This is a genomic window from Legionella sp. km535, from assembly GCF_003990085.1.
GTDB lineage: Bacteria > Pseudomonadota > Gammaproteobacteria > Legionellales > Legionellaceae > Legionella > Legionella moravica.
Genome location: NZ_RZGU01000005.1, coordinates 138,440 through 158,855, shown reverse-complemented (window position 1 = coordinate 158,855; position 20,416 = coordinate 138,440). Strand labels below are relative to the sequence as shown.

Here is a 20,416-nt window from a genome sequence, read left to right as displayed (position 1 = left end):
GAGATAACTTTGCATTCAGAAAACCGCAATAATTACGCAATCATCGGATGGCTTATTTGTGGCTTAGGAGCTGTGTTTTACAGCTATGAATATTTATTACGCATAGCTCCCAGTGTTATGGAACACTCATTGCGTGGTCATTTTAATCTATCCGCCTCAGGATTTGGTCTTCTCTCTTCTGTATACTATTTTGCTTATGTGCCCATGCAATTACCTGTAGGGGTCATGTTGGATAGATATGGACCCAAACGTTTATTAACCTTTGCCTGTTTGATTTGCGTTATTGGTACCTTCCTGTTTACTGCTACTTCAATTTTTTGGGTTGCGGCACTGGGACGATTTTTAGTTGGATTTGGTTCCGCTTTTGCTTTTGTTGGCGTATTGAAACTGGCCACGATTTGGTTGCCAGAGAACAGGTTAGCAATGGTTTCGGGTATGACTTCAGCGCTTGGCCCCATTGGAGCGATGTTGGGCGATAACTTTCTCGAACTATTCATAGAACAGATGGGTTGGATCAAAACTCTGAATATGACCGCAATATTTGGTATCGTTCTGACACTGGTGTTATGGTTTGGTATTCATGATAGAAAGGGCCATCACAGAAATAGTGGTACTGTTTCCAGCTTTAAAAAAGGGATGATTGATCTGGGTATCATTATCAGAAACAAGCAAATCTGGGTTAATGGAATGTATGGATGCCTGGTTTATCTCCCTACGACTGTTTTTGCCGAGCTTTGGGGTATACCTTATTTAAGACATGCACATGGCTTAACCTCTCAGGGTGCAGGCCTTGCCAACTCATTACTCTTTTTAGGCTTTATTATTGGTGCGCCATTAATGGGTTATATTTCGGACAAATTGTATCGTCGAAAATTTCCAATGCTTATTGGTGCTGGCGGAGCGGCAATTGTCATGATGATGATTCTGTACCTTCCTGGCTTAACTGAAGCAAACATCCAGTCTTTGATGTTTTTATTGGGTTTGTTATACAGTTCACAAGCTATCGTGTTTGCAGTGGGCAGGGAGCTAAGTCCCGGTGAAGCTGCCGGTACTGCAATGGCAGTCACGAACATGATTGTGATGCTAGGAGCGATGTTGCTGCAGCCTTTGGTAGGGCATCTATTAGACTTTAGTTTATCAACTCATATTGGGGATGCTGCAATTACAGGAGTAGCAGTAGATAATTTACAGAAGATGTATACAGTGGATGACTACCAGTTTGCTTTGTCTATTATACCTTTAGGCATTCTTATTGCGGCCATATTGACCTTCTTCTTAAAAGAAACACACGCTCATGCTCACAAATAGAATGATGAACAAAAAACAAATGATGTTTGGTATCCTGGTCTGCTTTGTCGGAGCTGTATTTTACTGTTATGAGTTTATACTCCGAATTATTCCAGGTGCCTTACAGTCCGAGTTAAGCGCTGCTTTGGGACATATTTCTGCAACCACATTTGGCCAGATATCGGCATTATATTACTTTGCCTATTCACCAATGCAGATGCCAGTAGGTATGTTGATGGACAGATTTGGCCCCAGGAGATTGTTAACTTTTGCCTGTCTGTGTTGTACCCTGGGTTCCTGGATGTTCACGTTGACTTCCTCCATGTTTCTTGTTGGATGTGGACGCTTTTTAGTAGGATTTGGCTCCTCATTTGCCTTTGTGGGTGTTTTATCCTTGACCTTGCATTGGTTACCAAGACGTTATTTTTCGTTAGTAGCCGGTTTGATTACAACCCTGGGTATGTTGGGGTTGGTTTACGGTGAGGTAAAAATTACTGAATGGTCTATGAGTATTGGTTGGGAACAAGTTCTAATACTAATAGCTGTTATTGGCTCAGCCCTCAGTCTATTAATGTTTTTTGTTGTTCGAGATGGTCCTGAAGGGTTCCAACCCAATAAATATCCTTTACCTGAGTTTTTTCATAATGTACTGAAAGTACTCATGTCGCCTGAGGTTTGGTTGATTGGATTTGTTGGAGCATGCCTCTATACCTCATTATCTGTTTTCGGTGAGTTGTGGGGTAAAACCTATTTGGAACAAGCTCATCATTTAACTAAAGTTGAGGCTGCCAAGACTGTATCCGCAGTATTTCTTGGATGGGCTGTAGGTGCACCCATTGCCGGCTATTTATCCGACAGTACTGGCAGACGGGTTTTACCTTTAGTTATTGGCGCAATTTTATCGCTGATTTGTATTAGTTTGGTACTGTACTGCCCTGGATTATCCTATCTTAGCTTAAATATTCTGTTGTTTTTATATGGTGTGTTCAGCGCCACAGAAATCATTGTCTTTATTATGGCAAAAGAATGCAGTGGAGCTAAATTATCCGGTACAGTATTTGCAGCAACCAATATGATCGTGACTTTAGGTGGTGTTGTATTTCAGCCTTTAGTTGGAAAATTATTGGATACCTTTGGCGACAGTGGCATAGTAGGTGGTGAACATATCTATACCGTAGAGGATTATCAGGTTGCTTTATCCATACTGCCTATTTCGTTGTTGCTAGTAACTATTCTTGCTTTTTTTATCAAAGATCATTCTGTTAATTCGTAAATGTAACATCATATTGAATACCGCATTTGGTTATCCATAAGGCAGTAAAGGCTTTCCAAATGCAGGTTCAGCACTATGCCACCCAGGACTCAATCCTTTGATCATGAGTCATATCTATTGGTTAATCAATTTATAGAATGAAGTTTACTTCTGTGTTTTGGGGACACAGACTCATTCGTCTGGAAGATGGTACGCGATTTACTTAAGGCTCGGTCAGGGATATATCACCCTGACCTAATTGATACAGAGAAAATGTCGTCAACACGCCCGCCTCGCGGTAGTCATCTGCCCAATACATTATGAGATGTTAGCAGACTATGGCTTGACACTGGCTGAATAGCTTTCTTCTTCCTTGGCACGGATCTCAAACTCTCGGATTGATGAGGCCAGTTGCGTTACAAACTCATCACGAATTGCCTTATTTTCTTTTTGGTGATCAAACCGGGTTGGTTCTTTGTTAATGGTGCTTAATGTACCATCACATGCGTCAATGAACACACGCATCAAAGAGGAGTGCATCTCGCTATTGACATGAAAATGTTCACTGGTCTTTGGAAGCCTGGCGTAAAGAAGAGATTGATAGATTTCTTTCATCTTCAAGATGTCTTCGGCAGTCAATATGAAGATACCTAATTTCTGAACTTCCGTCATCCAGTATAAGGAAATTTCAGCACATTTAAGCACCATTTTTGAATTTTGACGCTGCTCGTCAAGAGAGAGCCACGCTGGATCCCATGCATTACTAAATGCTAAAGTGGATGCCACTACGTGGCTGACAAAGCCCTCATATCCGTGTCTACGTATTAAGGCGCGTCTTTGTAAATGGGGACTGGAATGTCTTTCTTTGGGAGTCAGATGCGTGCGCAACCACGTTGTCCACATCTCGTAAGATGACGCTTTGATGCCAAGGTTAATCTCAAGATAACGCATATAAAAACCTCTATAGGACTTTAGAGAACCTGGATCCGATAGAATATCTGGAATCGATGAATCCTCTATATCACTTGAATGTCCAGATGAGTCATCATTATCGAGTAAATGCACAGAGCCATCACTAGCTTGAACTAACAAAGGTTCTCTTTTGAATAAGAGGGGTGAAGCATCTGATGGTGTGCGAGGTCGTTGGGAGTAAGATGAACGAAGGGGAGCCGTAGTATTATTTGTTATTGAACCAGAACGAGTTGGCGAATGCTTGCTACTCTCACTTGGCTCATCTGGAGTTTTTGATGACGATGGCGCGTTAAACTGGAGCTCGTTTAAAGTGCCAACGATAAAACCCATGATCAATAATCCGCCAGCAAAGTAAAACAACGCGTTTCCTCTATAACAAGGCTTAAGCCAAAATACTTGTTGAACGGAATCGCAAAAATGCTTTCCTCTTCTGCGTTTGGCTTCATCCCCGATACTTCGTCGGAAGCTATCTATAGTCGCTGGATGGTATTTTTTTTGGGTGACAGGTAGGTGTGTTCTGCCATTATTCTTTTTGTGGTCGGACATAGAGAATCTCCTTATCTGATTTTTTTTGATTTTGAAACGGTCATTTCGCAGGCAAGATTAGAATTTTTTTAATACCTCCATGAAATCTAAAAAACTGAATTGCGGTATACGAACCGATAAATTACGCACCAATGTTCCAGTTTGCCGCTTTATATCATGAAGTCTTCATAAAAGGAACAGTTTCGGCATCTCATAAACAATGTGTTGTTTTTATGTATGCGCCAGGGCCTGTCGACAATTACCTTTCTCGGCGGTAAATCATCTTAATTGCCGCAGCGAGAAGAGCCCTATTTCACCAGGTTGTTTGTTTCGCATAACCAGGCAATATGTGAATGCAACAAAGATTTATATCCAGGTACACTAAACCGCGAGAAATGACTACCTGGAATAGTGATAAGCGCACGGCTGTCCCATTAAAAATATGACGTCTTTCCGAGCGTAGCGATGAATCTCCTGCAAGGTTGCACGATCCCATTACAATGCGGCCATTAAAATCATATCAAGAGTTGAGTCTCCCCAGCCAGCCTTTTTCTGCAGGCGCCTAATGCTCATATCCCTAAATTTCTTTTTGGTATTTTGTAACCTGTTCAAAATAATATGCCGAACCATCGCCCTATTTTCAGGAGCATGATCTTGGCGTACGCGAGAATCCTCTTCACGTAATGTAACGTCCAATGATAATTAATGCATTAATTCAGATTGTGCCAATTTGCAGGAGATTCCTCGCTACGCTCGGAAAGACGTCACATTTTTAATGGGACTGTCGTGGGGATAAGCGTATTTTTTTTGGCTATGCAGTAGTCATCCTTGCAGCTTTTCCTGTCAATAACGAGGGTTTCGATGGTGGAATAACGCTGTTCAATCACAGCCAAAAGGCGTTCATTTTCCTGTTGTAATTGCTCTATTGTCAGGGATGAAACAGCAGCCAATTTTATAATTCGTACTACGTTCTGGATAACGTTTTTTACTTAAAAACAGCAATCAGCTCCTTAACGGGTTGGCGCAGGCTGGACTGACAATTAATCCATCTAGAGACTGAAAAACTGTTAATCTCTGCTTCCTGGTACTGTTTGCGAGTGAATGCAGTATCATGGTTGGATATAATTACTGGAATGCCTCTGGATGCTGTTGCTCGGGCTAATTCAGCCAGCTCAATCTGATCCTCATCAGAAAATTTGGTTTGGGTATAAGGCAGCGGTTTGGTGTGTTCGCTTATTGGGACATAGGGTGGATCACAATAGATGACATCCCCTTTTTCCGCAAGTTCAAAGGTTTTTCTAAAATCATTATGAATAAACTGAGCCTGTATGCTTTTTTTATGAAATAGAAGCATTTCCTTAAGTGGAAAATAAGGCTTTGAGTAGAGTCCAAAGGGGACATTATAAATGCCTTTGGAATTGTAACGGCAAAGGCCGTTGTATCCATGACGATTTAGGTAGAGAAACATCGCTGATTTTTTTTGAGAATGATTGAGTTTATTGAACTCTTCTCGAAGCTCATAATATTTTTCTTTACAGTTCATCTCAGGTTGAAAATACCTGCTGCAATAGTTAATAAATAATTCACCCTTTTTTTGCAGGGTAGTAAATAGTTGAATAAGATCCGAATTGCCCTCGGCCAAAAGATAAGAGGGGTAATTTGTATTCATAAAAATAACACCAGAACCAGAAAATGGCTCAATCAAACGTTTGCCGGACGGAAGAGAGTTGATGACTTGATCAAGGCAATTGTATTTGCTTCCAGCCCATTTTAGAAAGGGTCTTATTTTTGTCATGGAGTATATTCGTATATATTTGCTTGAAGTATCGCTTATTTTGAAGTTAAAAAACAGTCAAAAGTCTCATTTATATTTTGCACCTTGACCATTTATTTTCGCAGCGAAAGGGTCCTTGAGAATGAATGGTTAAGCAATTTTGGCGTAGAGAACAGAATCTGCCCGCGAGATCAATACATAATGGCGATAATAAGTAATCCTAGAGCAATAAAACCAATGAGGCTTAAAGCTGAATTACCGCCGGGCACCATATGTCCTTCACTAGGAGCCAAGATGCATGTTTGACGCCCTTTCCAGGCCATTATTGCAGGCAAAAGGAGTAATAATATGACGCAGCAGATCCCCGCGTAGTTTAACGCATGCAGGTATATTCCCGGGTTTATTAATACGACGGCTAGAGGCGGTAGAAAAGTAAGCGCGAGAGTATATTTGCCTTGAGTTCCAGATTTTTTGAGTTTCAAGCCATCCGCCAGGAAATCGAACAATCCCAAAGAGACTCCAAGGAATGCGGTAATCATGCAGATGGAGGTAAAGAAGCCAAAAAAGCCACTGATCCATTGATTATGAATGGATTGATTTAGCGCTTCAGTCAGGCCGCTGGTGGCATGGTCGGAGCTCATCAAGGCGATCAAGCCATTATCGCCTTCACGTGCTACTACTCCCATAATGACAGCATCCCAGACTATGTAGCACAATAAGGGAATTAAGGATCCGAATAAAATGACTTTTCTCAGGGTACGGATGTCATCTTCAAAATAATCACGCAAACTGGGTACTATGGATGCAAAACCAAAAGATGCTACCAGGATCATCAACATTCCGGTAAATGCACGCGCAGAACCACCAGTTAAACCCTCTGTGGAGACGTGGGGGCTGATAATGGCTACCAGTAATACATAAACGCCCAGCTTTCCAAACATCAACCCACGATTGACGTAATCAACTGAACGTATCCCGTTATATACAACAAGGCTAAACAAGGCTGTGAAAATAATGGAAGTCAGCCAGTTCGGCAAATCAATGTTTATTTTATGCAGCAGGCTGTTGAATACATCGCTACCACCAGAGATGTATGCTGCAAGCAGAGTGTATAAAAGAAACAAATAGGTTATCCAGGCGATGATTTGTCCTGGTAAACCCAGGGTTGATTTGGCCATGGAAATCATATTGCTACCGACAGGAAGACGCATATTCACTTCGAGTACTAATAGCGCTCCTGAAGTCATAACCAGCCAACAGAACAAGAGGAAGAAAATGGAGTTTCCAAAGCCTACTTCAGCTGTTGATACAGGCAAAGCCAGCATTCCGCCGCCAATGGATGTACCGACAATAAGTAAAACACCGCCTATTAATTTTGAATTGAGCACTTAATTATTATCCAAATCAGTACAAATATAGAGCACAATGATACTTTATTCCTCAGGGGAAGTCAATCAGTTTTATGGGAAAATATGACTGTTTTTAAACCAGAAATCCCCATAGTTCATGGACCAATAAAGCGATTGATACAAGAATAACTGCCCATTGAGATAGTGATCCGCCAGGTACAATAAATGCTGCATTAAAATGCTTTCTGCCAAAATAACACATGAGTGCTGGCAAAAGAAGTAGCAAAATAATGCAAAAAACACCCGCATAACTCAGGGCATGAATGTAGGCGCCAGGATAAAAGATGACAATGAGTAATGGCGGTATAAACGTTAATAGAAACAAGCCAACTCCATGCGATCCAGTGTCACGCCATTTCAAACCATCGGCAAGAAAACTGTACAGACAGAGTGATACTCCGAGAAAAGCCGTGAGCATGCAAATCGATGTGAAAAAATTAAAAAAGGCGCTAATGGTAGAGTTATTTACTTTGTCTGATAGAAGGCCGGCCAGTGCACTTGTTGTATGCGGATTTTGCATTAAACTTTTTAGTCCCTGACTGCCCTCAGAGGGCAGGGTTCCCATAATGACGGCATCCCAGGCTATGTAGCATATTAATGGGATTAAGGAACCGATGAATATCACTTTCTTCAATTTTGTGATGTCATCATTAAAATACTCTCTTAAATTCGGGACAATAATAGCAAAGCCAAAAGAAGTAATTAATATCATGATTGAGCTACCAATATAGCTTAGATCTCCATGTTGAAAATGGTGCACATCAATGTGGGGAGCTATAAGAACAATCAGCACAAAATAAACGGCGAGCTTGCCAAACATGAGTGCTCGGTTAGTAAAATCCACATAATGGATGCCGCCATAAACGACTAAACCAAAAAACAGGGTAAACAAAGTACTGGCTTGCCAATCGTTGAGATGAATCCCAATTTTAAAGAGTATGCTGTTGAGTACATCAGCTCCTCCTGAAATATAGGCGGAGAGCAGGGTATACAGTAAAAACAGATAACTTATCCAGGCCGCTAGTAAACCATAGTTTCCTAGTGTGGCTGCTGCCATGGAAACCATGTGTTTTCCTCTGGGTAAATACAGATTTGCTTCCAGGATAAAAAAGGCTCCCAAAGTCATAAATGCCCAGCAGATAAATAAAACTATAGATGATTGCCAAAACCCGGTAGAAGCATTGGCAACTGGCAGGGCAAGCATGCCTCCGCCTATGGAAGTACCGACGATGAGCAGGATGCCGCCTATAAATCTGGAACGCATTAATCAGCCTTATTTTGTATACATTATTGGAGTTTGGACTTGTGCAGGTCCATCAAACCATTGAATTTCAATCCGTCTGTTTTGTGCGCTTCCATGTATCAGTTTATTATCTGATACGGCATTTTTGTCCCCATAACCTTCTGCTTTGAGTCGGCTGGCAGGTATATTATTTGCCCACAAGAAAGTGAGCATGGTCTCTGCCTGCGCCTGAGAAAGCATTTTTTTATGGTAACGTGATCCGACATTATCTGTAAATCCGGCTACGTAAATCCGGCTTTTCGGATAGAATTTTAATAATCTGATGATGTTATTTAAACCGGGATAGCACAGTTCATTGAGTCGTGGACTCCCGAACATAAAATATTTATCGGTAGGCACAATCAGCAATCTGGTATCACCGTACTGGATGAATTCAATATCCTGTTTTTTTAAATCCTTGATAATTTTAGGTTTGGAATCTTTATAAAGCCCCGAGGCTGCACCAATTGCACCACCAATACCTGCTCCGAGAAGGGTTCCTGATACAGTTCCACTGGCTATAGCGCCAATAGCCGCACCACCTGCTGCTCCTTGGGCAGTTTTACGAGGAGCTCGAGGATCTGGCCTAAAATTATTATATGGCGGATGAAAGCAACTACTTAATAAGCAAATCATTAATCCAATGCTGAGGACTCGTGTTTTGGTTGCGTTGAGTGACATTTCCACTCCTTAGATCAGTAATTTAATCATTATTAAGCATCTGGTTCAATTTCGCAATGCAACTAGCAGGTAAACATGCAACATAATTACTTCGTCGAAGTTAAAAATCTGGTGTGTTCCTGATTCTCGCGTTCTATTCGGCTTTATCAATTACTGTTCTGATTAAGAAATTAAATAAAATTCCTCCAATAATTTATTGATATTAATGGGTTTTTGGAAGAAGCCGATGTATTTATCCGGTCTTACTAAAATAAGCGACGGCTTTTTGAGACCAAAATGCTGATGAACGCGTTGCTGCTCATCAATCCAGAAAGTAACTGAATCATTGGATTGTACTGATTTTTTGGTACTTACCCAATGAACTTTTAATGAATTAGGATATTTATGTGCCATATTTATAGCGGTTTGCATCAATTGGGTTATTTTTCTTTTCTTTAGACCTTCAAATAGAAACACATGGTGCAGAACTCCCTGAGTAATTGCTGTACTGCTCATGGTTTGTTGGGTTTCATTATGAATCAGTTGAAAAGCAGGCAAATAATCACCGGCAGAGAGACGCCTGGCGCTACCATATTGATGTACTATCGGGCTTTTAGCATAGCATATTGCAAGCTCTGCTATATTCTTCGCCATGTACTTCATAATTGGATTGATAGAACTCATAACATGAATGAATACATTACGGAGCTTCATCAGGACAGGATTGGTGATTAACATCAATCGGGTCATTTTGTCGGTCGTTTTAATGACTTCACGGCCCACAGGGAAACGTTCTTCATGATAACTGTCTAATAGTTCGGGTTTTGCTTTTCCTTTATTTACCAGAGCCAGTTTCCATGCCAGATTATAAATGTCTTGTATCCCCGTGTTCAAACCCTGTCCTCCCATCGGACTATGAATATGAGCAGCGTCTCCAGCAAAGAAAATCCTGTCGTATCGATATTCTTGAATTTGACGATGGTGGATATTGAATTGGCTAATCCAGACAGGATTTGAAAGAGTAGCTGGATCAGACGAGCGCAGTCGGAATTCGTGAATTATATCATCAAGGGTTGGTTCGTTCGTGCTCTCTTGTGGTGCAGTCAGAACAAGACGATAGCGTTTGTTACCCATCGGAAAGCAGGCTAAAGGCCCCCGATCACTGATGTATATCGTCATATGAGTTTCAGGGATACTCCAGTCGATTAATAAATCAGCCAACCACCAGGCCTGTTTGTACTCAGAGCCTTTAAATTCAGCTTCAACTTGTTTTCTGACGGTACTGTGAGCCCCATCACAGGCAATGAGCCACGTTGCATTGAGTAACTCAAACTTATTATTGGGCTTCTTAATGGTCGCTGTGATCTCTTCAGGAGTCTGAATCAGGTGAGTTAATTCGGTTTCCCATTCGACATTAATCCCTTGTTGCTCAAGATGTTGATATAAAATGGCTTCTGTCTGATTTTGCGGGAGATCGATCAGGTAGTGTCTGTTGGCTTCAATTGCTGCAAATGAAGCAGATACCAGAACTGCTCCTTTGGATTTAAACACCACACCTTCAATGGGAAGTCCTTGCTTAAGCACCTCTTCCAAAAGGCCACAGTCCTCCAATACATCAAGAGTTCGAATATGCAGACCCAGTGCTTTGGAGTGAACACTTAGCGTGTTTTTTTTATCGATTATTCGATAAGTTAATCCATGTCGTGTGAGTTCATTGGCGCAAAATAACCCGACAGGTCCTGCACCAACAATAAGAACATCAATGTTATCCTGAGACACGATTTTTATTCCTTCTTTAATTCATTGCTAAAATGGGTGTACTGTCTAATGATTGAGAACCTTTATTTGCCTTGGGAGGACTAAAAAATGAGATCAGATTCTTTTCACGCTCAGACTCATTATTTACGTGATCCAGGGTTTTGAACTCTTCAAAGCAATCAAATCCTTCGTGGATTGAACTCGCCGCTAACAGGGCAGAACCAAGAGTTAACAGGAGTCCACTGATGGGATCACAAGCAAGTAAGGGGATACCTACAGAGATACAGGAACTATAGAATAAAGCGGATGCTGCTGCCCAAAACATTAATTCACAAACTGTGATTAAATTATGGATAATAATTCCAATTTGTTTCATTTCAGTCCACTTATCAATTGTGTTCAGTGCTTGGTCTGCTGATAATTCTCCTTGACTGACCTGAGAGAGGAGAAGAATTAAATTTTGATAGTCTTCAAGGACGTTGATTTTGGTTGATTTGTCTTTTGCCCCATGATAGTGATGAGCATAGAATGATTTAACCTGGCGTAATTGTTCTTCGATGGTTTGTGTCAATTCAAGATTTGTAAAAATGTTGTCGAATGCTTGATTGCACTGTCCCATACAAGCATTAAGATCTAAAGTATTTTTGGTATAAGGCATAATTCACGCTATCAATATTAAGTGTTTTTTATCGCAATCGAGTAACGCCTCAATTATTCAAGGATGCCCTATCCTGAGGTTATTATGACATCCAGAGGGTATCGAGTAGTTACCGTATCGGCAGTATATAGTTACCAAGACTTACGAAACAAGATAATCTTGAAGGCTTTGACTCACTCCGTCATCAAGAGTTGTTAACTTGTAAGTAGAGCCTAATGTTGCAAGTAATCGTTTGTTGTCCAGACGTTTTGAACTCTCTATAAATTCCCGCTTCATTGGACTGGCTTTGTCCCAGATCTGTTCCCATGATTCATAGGATGCCTCTTCTATTCCAAGGTTTTTTGCAACCAATTGTTGTAAACTGCCCATAGTCCTGGGATCGCCATCCGCTATGTTGTAAAGAGCATGAGGGACTTTGCACTGGCCGAAGAAAGCAGCAATTTGTGCTAAATCTTTTACAAAAATATGGTTAGTATAAGGGGCGCTGTCTAACGCCATGATGGCTGTTTTGGTTTTGGCAGCATCAATGGGTAACCGATTCGGGCCGTATATTCCTGCAATTCGCATTAATACCATCTCTATATTGTGATGGGTGCAAAAGGACAACCATTGCTGTTCTGCATCAAGGCGACGTTGTTGACGGGAATTATGGATGAAGCAGGGCGACTCTTCAGTAACCCATGCACCGTGATGATTACCGTATACACCACTGGATCCAAAATAGAGTACCTTCCTTGCTTTCAATACACTCTGGCCAAGAAATTGCCTTAAAAAAACATCCAGAGTTCCCTCAGCTGGCGGTGGGATCAGGTAATAGACAACGGTATCCGGTTCAGTCCAGTTAAAAGGTTGATTTAAGTCTGTTTTTATATGATTTAAGCCCGGAAGCGCCATCTCCTCGCTTAAATGCCGGGAAAGGGCGGTAACCTTTTGTTGTTTTTTTAGTAGCTCTTGCGCTAAATAAAATCCGCAATAACCGTATCCAATAATGAGATGATGCATGGAGGGATTCCTGTTTGATTGGTTGGTTAATATGTCTTCGTTAGTATTCATTAGAGTTATCAGTCACTTTGAATCGGCAGAGATTTTGGAAATCACATTGTTCACAGAGTGCCTTGGTTGCCGGCTGGGGCAGGCAGAGCCCTTTTTGAAATTCTTCAGCTAAAGCTGTTAATTGCTGGTGCCACTCGTTACGGCGATTTTCCCATGACTCCTCTGCTTTTAAAGCGCTGATACCCTTAATATCCAGTTTGTTCTCACTTAATCCGCTGCAGATTATTTTACCTGTTTTTAATTGCATTAATAATAGAGTATTAATTTCTTCATCAAGAAGGGTATAGAGTAATAGTTGAGGTTCTGTTGGTCTAGTTTCATTCCAGGGTTTACTGGCAGGCAGACTGCTTTTATAATCGATGACCCATTTCGAATCTTCAACTCGATCCAGACGATCCACTCGTACATTAAAATCCAGCCCTGCGAGGTTCAATGTGTAGGATTCTTCCAATGCAGCGATTTCAAATTCAGGTCTGCGTTTTTCCCATTCCAGTATGGAGTGTACCAATCGTTTCAGGCGAATGAACTCTACATCTTTTATGAGTTCCGGTAGTGCTTGGGTATGAAATAGTCTCACCTTGGATAGGGCTGATTCAATGGCTTGTTCGATGTATTGCTCCAGAGTTCTGGAGTTTAACTGGAGTAAATTTTTTTGATTTTCCAGATGACGCCAGAGTACTTCCATGACTTTATGTACGATAATTCCCTTCTCCTTGGCATCCAATCCATCTGAAGCAGGTTGAGACGGTTTTGCTTTCAGACGATGTTCTGCAAAAGCTTTAAAAGGACATTTTGCCTGGTAGGAAAGTAATGCAGTACCCCCGGATATTTGTTCCGTTGCTAAAATGGGAACCATGTAGATTTCATCATGAGGGATTAATTCATTGTGCTGCATTGGGTCGACGGGTATTGAACAGAGGGTATAAGAGGGAAAATCAATAATCAAGGAACAGGGTAAATTAGGTGTATCGTCCCGAAATCGAGCATAACTGAATACCGTTTCAGCACTTCCTTGTCTCAATCGATGCAAGGTTTGTTTTGCAAAGGCCAATTCACGGGCAGGAAGGCTATGTGGCATCAGGAGTCTACGTTGCATGTCCTGAGGAATAAAGGCTGACAATCGTGGTTTTTGTGGTAAACATTGGTCTGTTAAACCCATGACCCATAAGCTGTCAAATTCGCATCCCGATGCTTCCAACAAGCCTGATATTTGAATTGGCGCCTGGTTTTTTTGAGCCTGGAAAATGGTATTGTCGGCAAGATGCATCAAGGCATCAAGCGCTTCATTGTGACTCAGGGTAGCACTGATTAAATGCAGTTGCCTGAATTCATCGAACAGTGATGCAAAACGATGATAACACTGATAATTTTCCGAGTTTAATCCATAATCACCAGGAAACCCGAGTACGTTTAATCGGTTCTGAAACAGGTCTATCCATTGTTGGGGGGATGCTGTTTCAGGATAAGGATTCATTGATTTTAATCGGTTTGCTAATTGCGGTGCCAGATGAGTAACTTCCTTGATAAAAGACTGTAATTGAATCGATTGATTTTGCAATAAAGGATTGTCTTGCAGAATTTGAGAGCGGTTTAAAAATTCTTGCTGGGCAGCGCTAAGATAAGGGGATTGCAGCAATAGAGCGGCCTGGAAATGATTGAGAAGATCAGGTTTCAAATTTAACCAGACCAAGGCATGAGCCACAAGAGGAAATTCACTCAAAGGCTGACCCAGAGAAATATTAACGCACAGAGGATCAAAATGTTGCTGAATGATTCTTTTTAAGGGGCGTGATTCTTGCTGTAAATTGGGAACGACGACTCCAATTTTTTGTTCGCCACTTTCTATTTTTAATTTCAACCAGGCTATAAGTTGCTGATATTCTTCTTTAATGTCCTTGGCTGCAAAAACTCGAGGCGCTTCTGTGTGTTGCTTCAAATCATAACGGTATTGAGTTATTTTGTTGTTGTCCAGATGGTTTTGCAAAGCCAATTGTTGCGGATTAAAATCATCAAAGCAGACCCAAATCACCGGTTGTGACAATAGGGATTCTTCTGTTTGCAGAATGTAAGGAATAATTTGATGTTCATTAATCGCATGTAACTGGCGCAGCTGTTTATTAACATGCAACCACCATTGTTGAAATGTGCGGGTCTGCGGTGTGTAGTGAAACTCAGGGTTATGAGGATCAACTTGCCATTGTTGGCATTGTTCCCAGGCTTGCATAACAGCGCTTAGCAATCCTTCGCTATAAGTTATTTCTGGTTCTGATTTAATTATTTTACGCCATAAATGTTGGCACTGAGCATCATTTAATAATAGGGGATGCGGCAGATCGGGACGTTGCATGATGAGCTGGTTGAAGGCTTTCAACAATGCGGTTTTGTATGGGTAACATTTGGGTTTGACTGTAGTTTTCGCAGCACAGTAGCTGAAGTAGTCTTGCAGTAAAGCCCCGCTTAAACGATTGTTGGGAGTTATAACTGTTGCACCTTGAGCTAATAAATCAAGCAGTCTGTTTTTATTATTTAAATCCTGCATTGGTTAAAACCTATTGATTATAACGTACTAGTTCAAGTGAGTATCTGCTCAAAAATTTCATAAAAAAACACCGCATATCAAGAAATATACGGTGTATTCTGGATGTATTGGGTCGCCGCACTTTGGTTCGTTATCAGTTTAACGAAGCGTCTAATGCACCCTGCGGGGATGTGCAACCTTTGATTTTACCAATGTTGGATTGGTCACCCGTTTGCGCCGTTCTTGAGTATGCAGGATATCGTATACTAATTGGCCTCGTAAATACATAGCTGCAAAACCTGCAATAATTGACAGAATAAATCCGAACAAAATATAACTATAAGCCAGGATAACTAAATAGAAATACACCAGATCACGAAATTTGGCTATAGAAAACAATTTAGCATATTCTTCTGTCATAAATAACAAAAGACCTAAATCGAATATAGGCAATGAGGCAATGACCATAGTAAATCCAAGCCAAAATGTTTTAGACTTATAGGGTTTTTTGCAGTGGACAATACTTTCACCAAAGATTGCTCCAGTACAGACTGCAACAAATAGTCCTAAAATCACCGCTTTAAAAACGGGAATAATTTGATCTACCCCAATAGAATCCAGAAGTGCGTTAATGATAATTGTACCGGGTACAGACAATAAGCCGAAGTAGATTGCTGCCAGCAATCGCGGATGGGACATGGCGAGGGCGGGATCCTGTGTTTTCATAGTTCACCTGAATAGTGTTATATTCCATGTGTACTATTTTAGTACATTATTCGATTGTTTGGTGAAATTGTAGTGACATTTATCAATCTATTTTTTTAATTGTTTTAATCCGAGTTGGTGCATTTTGGCAATATTTTGTTCTGGAATCAGAGAGGTGTCGCCATAGGCTGAAATGGCCTTTTCCAGCAAGTCCTCTCGAAGGAGATGAACCATGGGATAGGGGGAGCGATTGGTGTAATTGGTTACATCGTCAGGATCAGTATCTGCAAAAAAATAATCAGGATGAAAGCTGGCGACTTGATAAATCCCTTCATAATCTTGAAGTATGATGAGCTGCTCGGCCAGATCGATAAAATCCAGATAATTAAAAAAATTTTTGAACGATTCAGGATAGACAATTAATGTGGTTTCAATGTCTGGTTTTTCATCTAATAAACGAATTTCCGAGATTAACTCCTCGAGTGCTTGTGCCTTTTTGATGGCAGGCGAGACATGAATTCTTAATCCTTTTTTATTAACAGTCCTTTTGGCGAAGGGGCAAATATTATGCTCTATGATAAAAGTACGTACCCAATTTAAGGTCTGCTCAGCTATTAAATCGTGATTATTCTGCATTGTGGCTTAATAAGACATAGTTGTGTTGGATAGTGTACAGATCCAGGCCTAAATTGCAATTTTGTTCAGGCTCTGTTGACCATAATGATCAACATAGCCTAAATCGGTTGAACACTTAATAATTTCCAGTGTGGAATATTATCTACTGTTCAGCATAAGCTATTGTGTACTTAGGCTAAAACTAATGGATGGCGATCGAGTATCGTTTTGTTTTAGTTTGGCAAAAAATGTAAGTGCATTGGATTCGTGATCCCGTACATACCAAAATGATTCAATGGTGCAAAACGTGTTTTTATCTTTAAAATCGCCTGCACCAAGCTGCCCATGAATATTTCTTCCACATCCAGCCAATATCGGTTGATTGGTTTTAGTTCGGCCTATTATTATGGTGTGTCTTTCCCCTGCCAATACTTCATCAACTGCCGCCATTTCCGAAGGAAGATCGATCACAGTAAATACGTATTGATTGGTATTATTTCCCGTACCCAGTTGTCCAAATTCATTATAACCGCATAAAGCTACCATGGGTTGATTATCCTGGTTTTTGCCGCAAATGATGGTATGGTAACCGCCTGCCCCGATGAGGTTGACTGTCTGCATTCCTTCAGGTAGTGAAACAGGGGTAAATTGATTGGCATTGGGTTGTTCTCCCAGACCTAGCTGTCCCAGGTGATTTGTTCCACACGTTAACACTATAGATTTGTTGTTTTCATCCAGGCCTAAAATAACGCTGTGACGAATTCCTGCTTTAATGTCTGCAATTTTTTTTATGCCTTCTGGCAATTGGACCAGGGTGAATTGATGACGATTCAGTTCATCCGAGGTACCCAGTTGGCCATGAGCATTTGCACCACAAGCTGCGATTAATAATTGTCCGTTTTTGTCTTGCCCACTAATCAGGTTATGGTAGCCACCAGCACAGATTTTATCGATGCAGAGCATTTCTTCTGGCACACTGATCTGGGTGAAATAATTTCTGCGAATCGTGTCACCGGTACCTAATTGCCCATATTCATTATAACCGCATACTGAAACAATTATATGATGTTCTTTATCATGCCCATAGATTATGGAGTGAAGACATCCGGTGACCAATTGTTTTAATTGTGTCATGTGTTCTGGTAATTTGATTGGAGTAAATTGGTGGGTATTAAATGGACTACTTGAATCGATCTGGCTTTGAATATTGTCTCCATAAGCAATGACCATAGGGTGATTGCTTTTGTCATAACCACAAATCACAGTAAGGAAATGACTTGCCCGCACACTGTGAACATTGACCATTTCCTTGGGTAATGTGAGAGGAATGAATCGTTTTTGGTTTTTGCTACCGGGTGACCCTAGTTGATGGTACTCATTGTTTCCTGTTCCAAGCAGTACCGATTTTCCTTGCACAAGGGTTAGCAGGAAGGTTGCATCGCCACCGCAAAATGCTTGCAAGGAACTTAATTTTCTTTTGTTTAATTGAACGTGGCAGTCACTATCTTTGAGTAGTGCCGCAGTGAGTTTGTTCAGGAGTAAGACATTATAACAATCTTGAGTTGAGGTGCATTTTAATGCAATTTCCAGCCAGATGTCTTTGGGGAGAGGGACTGATTGAATCATTTTAGAGGAACTTTGTTCGTTTAACTCTTTACTAAACATGATGACGTACTCCTTCTTAAGTCCTATCCAAGTTTGCCTTCAAGATGTCCGAAAAGTGTAGAGATGTCAATCAATTGTTTTCTATTCAGGTTAAGGTGGCTATGTTATGATCAAATTTTAAGGTGTCATTTGAATGGAATTTGAAACGAGCCCTAATACGCCTTGATTGAAAAATACACAGTACTTGACCAAAAGTATCAAAATGAACCCAATACTGTATATACTTAAATAATAAGCACCAATGGAATTCTGTTATGCAGAAAATATGCAGGTTAATTTACAAAATAATAGGATGGAGAATTGTTGGGGAATTACCCAAGGATAAAAAATACATCATCATCGTTGCTCCTCATACCAGTAACTGGGATTTTGTAATCTGTCTGTGCGCTCGTTTTATTGTTGGAGTTCGAGTTAATTTTTTGGCTAAAAGCCAATTGTTCATTTTTCCTTTTGGCCTTGTTTTTAAAGCCATTGGCGGCTCGCCTGTTGATCGCTCCAGAAAAGGAAATCAAGTAGATAAAGTTGTGGAGTTGTTTCGTACCAGTGATGAATTGCGGTTAGGATTAGCTCCGGAAGGAACACGCAGTTCGGTCACTCGATGGAAAGAAGGTTTTTATCATATTGCTTGTCAAGCGCAAATACCGATAGTAATGATAGGTCCAGATTATGCTACTCGGGAAATCAGGATACACGAACCCTTTTGGCCGACAGGAGATATTAATAATGATTTCCCTAAAATTATTGAGTTCTTCAGGACGATAAAAGGATATAGACCTAAAGAGATACCGGATTATCAACCAAAAATCAAGTGACTATTCCTGCTTCAAATGTGCTGTAGAACAAAAAGAATGTTTTGATGCGATTATCCATCGCAAGAATTAAACGAACAAATGGACCCCCCGCTTTCGCGGAGGGTGACAGGGGGAAGGTAGGGTGACGCAGGGTGATGAGGAATGGTGGTGAGTGGCGGTGAGTGACAGAGGGGCTGCTGTGTTTGTTTGTGTAGATAGCCCGTATCAGAGAGGATTAATACGGGCGATGAAGAAGGAATTGTATTTAAAGATGCTTTCGTAATATGTCCAGTTCACTCTGCATTTTTTCAATTTTTTCGAGCAGTTCAAGTGCTAATGCGACTCCGGGTAAATTAATTTCCAAATCTCGGTGCAGTCGGAATGCAGATTCAATGCGTCGTAGGGCTTTTTCATCTATTGCAATGCGTTTAGGATCCGTTGGTTGATTCGGGAAGAAACCATATTCAATCATCTCAGTGAGCAACTCTTCAGGAATATGGTATTTATGACATACTTCGATAAAGGTATACGTGGTCGTTTCTTCAATAAGCATGCCGGTTAAAAGATTATTTCTACTCATGCTATGCTCCCATTTTCTCACGTGGATTGAAAGGCATTACTTCCGCCATTTTTTTATAAACCTCTTTTGCTGCTTCTGAAGTTGCTGGGGGAGTAATTATTTTTAACAGAACGTATTGATTGCCAGGGGTTGCTCCGGGTAATCCACGGTTTTTAATTCTGAGTTTTTGCCCGCCTTGGGAGCCAGGGGGAATTTTTAAGTCAATTTTTCCACTGAGTGTGGGCACTATTACCGTAGTGCCTAATGCTGCTTCCCAAGGGGTTATGGGTAAAGTGAGATAAATGTCATTTTCCATTACATCAAATAGCGAATGCTTCATTACCTCTATCGTTAAAAACAAATCACCTCTGGGACCACCATTGATTCCTGAGCCACCTTGTCCAGCCAGACGTATTTGCTGACCGGATTTTATCCCAGCAGGAATTTTGACATTTAAAGTCTGTAATTTGGTTTCAGATCCTTGATCTACTGGAACCTGCACACTTTTTACTACACCATTAAAGGCTTCTTCCAGGCTAATGGTCATTTTTCCTTGATAATTTTGACCCGTCATGGGCTGATGCTGATATCGGGAGTGACCAAATAAAGATTCAAAGAAATCACTGTCAAACTGAACATCTTCATATTGATGCGATCTTCCTGCACCAGCATGACCTGTAGATTGATAGGCTCTTTGGTTGAATTCACGATTTTTAATGTATTGATCGTATTCAGCTCGTTTAACAGGATCCCTTAGGATTTCATAAGCCTCACCCATTTCTTTAAATTTTTCTTCGGCATCTGGTTCTTTACTGATGTCAGGGTGGTATTTACGAGCTAATTTTCGGTACGCTGTTTTGATGTCTTTATCAGAGGCATCAGAGCTTACACCCATAATTTTGTAATAGTCTTTATCCATATTAATGTTCTCTT

At 40.8% G+C, this 20,416-nt stretch carries 17 protein-coding genes; 3 read left to right on the top strand and 14 right to left on the bottom strand.

All coding sequences use genetic code 11. The features are described 5' to 3' along the window. The first annotated feature begins 9 nt into the window (after positions 1–9). Complete coding sequence (locus ELY21_RS04680; RefSeq protein ID WP_127107334.1) at positions 10–1,308, top strand: MFS transporter; 1,299 nt, start codon at positions 10–12, stop codon at positions 1,306–1,308. After that, a complete protein-coding gene (locus ELY21_RS04675) occupies positions 1,295–2,560 on the top strand; it encodes an MFS transporter (protein ID WP_028383915.1) in 1,266 nt (421 codons plus the stop codon). Before ELY21_RS04680 ends, ELY21_RS04675 begins: the two co-directional genes overlap by 14 nt. Positions 2,561–2,875: 315 nt before the next feature. On the opposite strand, the gene ELY21_RS04670 is transcribed toward ELY21_RS04675, so the two are convergent. The 12 genes from ELY21_RS04670 to ELY21_RS04610 form a co-directional block, all read right to left on the bottom strand. Further along, entirely contained in the window at positions 2,876–4,057 is a 1,182-nt protein-coding gene (locus ELY21_RS04670; protein WP_127107331.1) for a hypothetical protein, read from the bottom strand. A gap of 964 nt (positions 4,058–5,021) precedes the next feature. Next, positions 5,022–5,831, bottom strand: a complete 810-nt coding sequence (locus ELY21_RS04660) for a Dam family site-specific DNA-(adenine-N6)-methyltransferase (protein ID WP_127107327.1) — start codon at positions 5,829–5,831, stop codon at positions 5,022–5,024. Between the two features lie 170 nt (positions 5,832–6,001). Continuing rightward, positions 6,002–7,198 carry an amino acid permease gene (locus tag ELY21_RS04655; protein WP_127107325.1) on the bottom strand — a complete coding sequence of 399 codons (1,197 nt, stop codon included), beginning with the start codon at positions 7,196–7,198 and terminating at the stop codon, positions 6,002–6,004. A gap of 94 nt (positions 7,199–7,292) precedes the next feature. Further along, positions 7,293–8,483 (bottom strand): amino acid permease, encoded by a 1,191-nt coding sequence (locus tag ELY21_RS04650; RefSeq protein ID WP_127107323.1) that lies wholly within the window; start codon positions 8,481–8,483, stop codon positions 7,293–7,295. A gap of 9 nt (positions 8,484–8,492) precedes the next feature. Beyond that, a complete protein-coding gene (cmpA, locus tag ELY21_RS04645; protein ID WP_127107321.1) occupies positions 8,493–9,182 on the bottom strand; it encodes a C-OmpA-like family protein CmpA in 690 nt (229 codons plus the stop codon). A gap of 162 nt (positions 9,183–9,344) precedes the next feature. After that, positions 9,345–10,940, bottom strand: coding sequence for an FAD-dependent monooxygenase (locus ELY21_RS04640; RefSeq protein WP_233588662.1), 1,596 nt, complete (start codon positions 10,938–10,940; stop codon positions 9,345–9,347). 16 nt (positions 10,941–10,956) lie between these two features. After that, on the bottom strand, positions 10,957–11,577 hold the full coding sequence (locus tag ELY21_RS04635; RefSeq protein ID WP_127107317.1) for a DUF5638 domain-containing protein: 621 nt from the start codon (positions 11,575–11,577) through the stop codon (positions 10,957–10,959). Between the two features lie 141 nt (positions 11,578–11,718). Further along, complete coding sequence (locus tag ELY21_RS04630; protein WP_233588661.1) at positions 11,719–12,630, bottom strand: SDR family oxidoreductase; 912 nt, start codon at positions 12,628–12,630, stop codon at positions 11,719–11,721. Then, positions 12,620–15,169: a PD-(D/E)XK nuclease family protein gene (locus ELY21_RS04625; RefSeq protein WP_127107315.1), complete on the bottom strand. Its 2,550-nt coding sequence runs from the start codon at positions 15,167–15,169 to the stop codon at positions 12,620–12,622. The genes ELY21_RS04630 and ELY21_RS04625 overlap by 11 nt, the downstream gene beginning before the upstream one ends. A 150-nt stretch (positions 15,170–15,319) precedes the next feature. After that, positions 15,320–15,874: a hypothetical protein gene (locus tag ELY21_RS04620; RefSeq protein WP_028383925.1), complete on the bottom strand. Its 555-nt coding sequence runs from the start codon at positions 15,872–15,874 to the stop codon at positions 15,320–15,322. An 87-nt stretch (positions 15,875–15,961) separates the two neighbouring features. Then, positions 15,962–16,489, bottom strand: a complete 528-nt coding sequence (locus tag ELY21_RS04615; RefSeq protein ID WP_028383926.1) for a DUF1415 domain-containing protein — start codon at positions 16,487–16,489, stop codon at positions 15,962–15,964. 159 nt (positions 16,490–16,648) lie between these two features. Then, positions 16,649–18,133, bottom strand: a complete 1,485-nt coding sequence (locus ELY21_RS04610) for a hypothetical protein (RefSeq protein WP_127107313.1) — start codon at positions 18,131–18,133, stop codon at positions 16,649–16,651. Between the two features lie 254 nt (positions 18,134–18,387). Here ELY21_RS04610 and ELY21_RS04605 point away from each other — a divergent pair, with 254 nt between their 5' ends. Continuing rightward, entirely contained in the window at positions 18,388–18,945 is a 558-nt protein-coding gene (locus tag ELY21_RS04605) for a lysophospholipid acyltransferase family protein (protein WP_028383928.1), read from the top strand. Positions 18,946–19,189: 244 nt separating this feature from the next. Here ELY21_RS04605 and ELY21_RS04600 read toward each other — a convergent pair whose 3' ends face one another. Together ELY21_RS04600 and ELY21_RS04595 are read right to left on the bottom strand one after the other, a co-directional pair. Then, complete coding sequence (locus ELY21_RS04600) at positions 19,190–19,504, bottom strand: chaperone modulator CbpM (protein ID WP_127107311.1); 315 nt, start codon at positions 19,502–19,504, stop codon at positions 19,190–19,192. Between the two features lies 1 nt (position 19,505). Next, positions 19,506–20,402, bottom strand: coding sequence for a DnaJ C-terminal domain-containing protein (locus ELY21_RS04595; RefSeq protein ID WP_028383930.1), 897 nt, complete (start codon positions 20,400–20,402; stop codon positions 19,506–19,508). Positions 20,403–20,416: the final 14 nt, after the last annotated feature.

Excerpts from the sequence above, each read along its gene's own strand:
- ELY21_RS04675 (WP_028383915.1), top strand. The coding sequence starts at position 1,295 with ATGCTCACAAATAGAATGATGAACAAAAAACAAATGATGTTTGGTATC.
- ELY21_RS04670 (WP_127107331.1), bottom strand. The coding sequence starts at position 4,057 with ATGTCCGACCACAAAAAGAATAATGGCAGAACACACCTACCTGTCACC.
- ELY21_RS04660 (WP_127107327.1), bottom strand. The coding sequence starts at position 5,831 with ATGACAAAAATAAGACCCTTTCTAAAATGGGCTGGAAGCAAATACAAT.
- ELY21_RS04650 (WP_127107323.1), bottom strand. The coding sequence starts at position 8,483 with ATGCGTTCCAGATTTATAGGCGGCATCCTGCTCATCGTCGGTACTTCC.
- cmpA (WP_127107321.1), bottom strand. The coding sequence starts at position 9,182 with ATGTCACTCAACGCAACCAAAACACGAGTCCTCAGCATTGGATTAATG.
- ELY21_RS04635 (WP_127107317.1), bottom strand. The coding sequence starts at position 11,577 with ATGCCTTATACCAAAAATACTTTAGATCTTAATGCTTGTATGGGACAG.
- ELY21_RS04630 (WP_233588661.1), bottom strand. The coding sequence starts at position 12,630 with ATGAATACTAACGAAGACATATTAACCAACCAATCAAACAGGAATCCC.
- ELY21_RS04625 (WP_127107315.1), bottom strand. The coding sequence starts at position 15,169 with ATGCAGGATTTAAATAATAAAAACAGACTGCTTGATTTATTAGCTCAA.
- ELY21_RS04620 (WP_028383925.1), bottom strand. The coding sequence starts at position 15,874 with ATGAAAACACAGGATCCCGCCCTCGCCATGTCCCATCCGCGATTGCTG.
- ELY21_RS04615 (WP_028383926.1), bottom strand. The coding sequence starts at position 16,489 with ATGCAGAATAATCACGATTTAATAGCTGAGCAGACCTTAAATTGGGTA.
- ELY21_RS04610 (WP_127107313.1), bottom strand. The coding sequence starts at position 18,133 with ATGTTTAGTAAAGAGTTAAACGAACAAAGTTCCTCTAAAATGATTCAA.
- ELY21_RS04605 (WP_028383928.1), top strand. The coding sequence starts at position 18,388 with ATGCAGAAAATATGCAGGTTAATTTACAAAATAATAGGATGGAGAATT.
- ELY21_RS04600 (WP_127107311.1), bottom strand. The coding sequence starts at position 19,504 with ATGAGTAGAAATAATCTTTTAACCGGCATGCTTATTGAAGAAACGACC.
- ELY21_RS04595 (WP_028383930.1), bottom strand. The coding sequence starts at position 20,402 with ATGGATAAAGACTATTACAAAATTATGGGTGTAAGCTCTGATGCCTCT.